General features: G+C 48.0%; 4 protein-coding genes and 1 pseudogene. 4 read left to right on the forward strand and 1 reads right to left on the reverse strand.

Features of this window, described 5'->3' with window-relative positions; translation table 11 throughout:
• Positions 1–84: 84 nt before the first annotated feature.
• Positions 85–1,132, reverse strand: a pseudogene (locus tag ACKFKH_RS33260) (IS5 family transposase).
• Positions 1,133–1,292: 160 nt separating this feature from the next.
• On the opposite strand from ACKFKH_RS33260, the gene ACKFKH_RS33265 reads away from it, so the two are divergent.
• The 4 genes from ACKFKH_RS33265 to ACKFKH_RS33280 all read left to right on the forward strand — a co-directional run bounded on the left by ACKFKH_RS33265 (position 1,293) and on the right by ACKFKH_RS33280 (position 2,883).
• A complete protein-coding gene (locus ACKFKH_RS33265; RefSeq protein ID WP_446862682.1) occupies positions 1,293–1,571 on the forward strand; it encodes a hypothetical protein in 279 nt (92 codons plus the stop codon).
• A gap of 1 nt (position 1,572) precedes the next feature.
• Positions 1,573–1,998: a type II toxin-antitoxin system VapC family toxin gene (locus ACKFKH_RS33270; RefSeq protein ID WP_446862683.1), complete on the forward strand. Its 426-nt coding sequence runs from the start codon at positions 1,573–1,575 to the stop codon at positions 1,996–1,998.
• A gap of 20 nt (positions 1,999–2,018) precedes the next feature.
• The gene (locus ACKFKH_RS33275) at positions 2,019–2,594 is read left to right on the forward strand and encodes a Uma2 family endonuclease (protein WP_446862684.1); all 576 of its coding nucleotides are present in this window, start codon (positions 2,019–2,021) and stop codon (positions 2,592–2,594) included.
• 130 nt (positions 2,595–2,724) lie between these two features.
• On the forward strand, positions 2,725–2,883 hold the full coding sequence (locus ACKFKH_RS33280; protein ID WP_446862685.1) for a hypothetical protein: 159 nt from the start codon (positions 2,725–2,727) through the stop codon (positions 2,881–2,883).
• Positions 2,884–2,933 lie beyond the last annotated feature (50 nt).

Consider the following 2,933-nt stretch of genomic DNA (forward strand, 5'->3'; position numbering starts at 1 on the left):
CCGATTTCCCCTCTAACTTTTCACCTTTGACACAAAACTATTGACATACCCGTTGAATCGGCAGGTTCCGCCTAGCGGTTGCCCCTAACGAACTGCTGTGGTTTCCAAGAAGGTGTAACGCAGCAAGTTATCGGTCAAGTTCTTGAGTCCCAATTGTGCCTTTGCCTGCACCATGCCAATGGAACGCACCAGTTTGCCTCCCATCTGCATCACCCAAGTGCCAAAGACATGCTCGACTTTGACGCGAGTTTTGGACTTGGTGCGATTGGATTGCTGCTGCGCCTCGCTTAAGGGATGATTGCGATAGCCTCGCTCATGAATCTGACTTTCAAACCCAATCAGTTCCAGAACTTCCTCAATTGCCTCAGAGCGGTAAGCACTGTCGGCCCAAATCAGATCGCTCTCGTTATCTTCGTCCAGTAATTGCCCCAGCACTTGAGAATCATGCACCGATGCATCCGTCACGGCATAGCGCCGAATCAAGCCGTGTTCGGCATCAATACAAATGTGGTCTTTATAGCCGAAGTAGCTCTTACCGCCCTTTTTTGTCCAGCGGGCATCCGTGTCCTTCTGGGAGCGTTTGTGCGGTTTGTCTTGCCACGATTGAGGAACTTCTCCTTGCTTGATTTGTTTGTTCTCGTCATCGCTGTTATGCTGTTTGGGCACGGGAATCAACGTGGCATCGACAATTTGTCCACCCTGAGCTGCATAGCCTTGCTCAATGAGATAGTCCTCGAATTGCTTAAAGAGCGGTTCAATCAATTCCTGCTCGCTCAATTGTTTGCGGAACAACCACACCGTTGTGGCATCTGGTATGTCATCTGACAAACCAAAGCCAAGAAACTGCATGAACGACAATCGGTCACTAACTCGACAATCGGTCACTAACTTGGTACTCTAATTCTTCATCACTAATGTTGTACAACTGCTGCAATACCAACAGCTTAAACATCACAACAACATCAATCGGCTTGCGTCCAGCCTTATTCTTGCGCGGTTTGTCATGAATCTGCTCTAGTAAGGGACGAAATGTTTCCCAAGTCATGATCTCGTTGAGACGAACCAATAAATCCTTCTTCTGATTTAGTTTACTTTGGCGCTCTTCCCAATCCCAAAAGCCTGGTTGTCTCATTGAAATTCACTCTATCGCTTTCCTATTTCTAGGATCTCATACCTGTCTCAATCTAAGACCCTCAGATTAAATTTTTCGAGGTGCCCACGGCGAATACCGCACCCAAAAACTCGTCCTAGCCGCCTGGGATAAAATGTTTAGCAAATAGATACTCAATAATATGAACACCCAACTCGTCAACTCCCTCGTTCAAATCATTCAATCCCTCAACGACGAAGAACGCCAGCTACTAGAACAACGGCTCGATCGTCAAAAACCCTGGCAAGCCATCCAGCGAGACCTTGCCCAAATCCATGAGCAAATCACTGCTAGACGTGGTGGAGTCCCCCTCAATCTCTCTAGCGACGATATCACCGACCAAATTCATCAAATGCGGGAAGAACGCGATCGACAACTAATGGAAACGTGTTTTCCCAACCCCAACCCACTGAACCCGTAACATGACCACAATTTGCGTCGATACCAGCTTTGTCGTTCGCCTGATCACAATATCGCCCGCGACAAACCCCACCTATTCCGCACTTTGGCAACAATGGCTAGAGGCTGAAGTTACCCTTGTCGCCCCTTCACTCTTTCTCTACGAAGTCACCAACGCGCTGTATCGATATGTCGTCGCCAACACGCTCACGCTCGAAGAATCCTCTCAACTCCTCCAAGCCGTCTTCACCCTACCAATCACCCTTTACCAAGACAACGAACTGCATCAGCGATCGCTTGTCTTAGCACAAGAAAATAGTTTACCCGCGACCTATGACGCTCACTATCTCGCCCTCGCAGAACGCCTAAACGCTGAATTATGGACGTGTGATCGACGCTTATTTAACAAAGTTCACACCGCCTTTTCACAGATTCATTTACTTGAATAACTGCTCACACCTAGAAAACAATGGTCAACCACACCTTCAATCTCAAACCCATCATCGACCTTACCGACGAGCAGTTTTATCAACTCTGTCGAGCAAATCCCGATGTCAAATTTGAACGCAACGCAAACGGAAAAATCAGCATTATGTCACCCACAGGCGGAGAAACCGGAAATCGTAACTTTGAAATCGGAGCCAACTTCGCCATCTGGAATCGCCAAGCTGGTCTAGGAGTCTGCTTCGATTCCTCCACTGGCTTCAAACTGCCCAACGGCGCAACCCGTTCACCCGATGTCGCCTGGATTGCTCATGCCCGTTGGAACGCACTCACCCCAGAGCAAAAAGAGAAATTTCCCCCAATCTCACCTGATTTTGTCCTCGAACTCATGTCCCCTTCTGATACCCTCGAAGAAACCCAAACCAAACTGCAAGAATACATCGAAAACGGAGTCCGCCTCGGCTGGTTGATCGACCGTAAAACGCGCAGAATCGAAATCTATCGCATCGGACAGCCCGTTGAAATTTTAGAAGACCCAACTCACCTATCTGGCGAAGACGTTCTACCGGGATTTATCCTCGATCTAGCGATCGTCTGGTAGCTTACGGCTCACCTCAACTTAGAACAATGACTTACACCAAGAAAACCCCACCCGAAAACCAATGGCTAAACCTTGTTGCCCAAAGCATCCATATAGATCGCACTTCTTCCAAATCTTCTGCGACGATCCTTTGGAACTTCGCGGAGCGAATCGACCTTCCTACTACACCGCAGGCGACCCACCTGAATTTGTGATCGAACAATTCCGCGACCAAGGCAAAGAAATCGTCATCTGGGACAAAGCCCTCAGCAAAGATCACCCACTGTTGCAGAAAGCCAAAGCCCAATAGTCGTTTCCAGAAATTAAATTGAGTTAAAAAAAGAGGGTAAAACGAAGTTT

The organism is Phormidesmis sp. 146-20, from assembly GCF_052939475.1.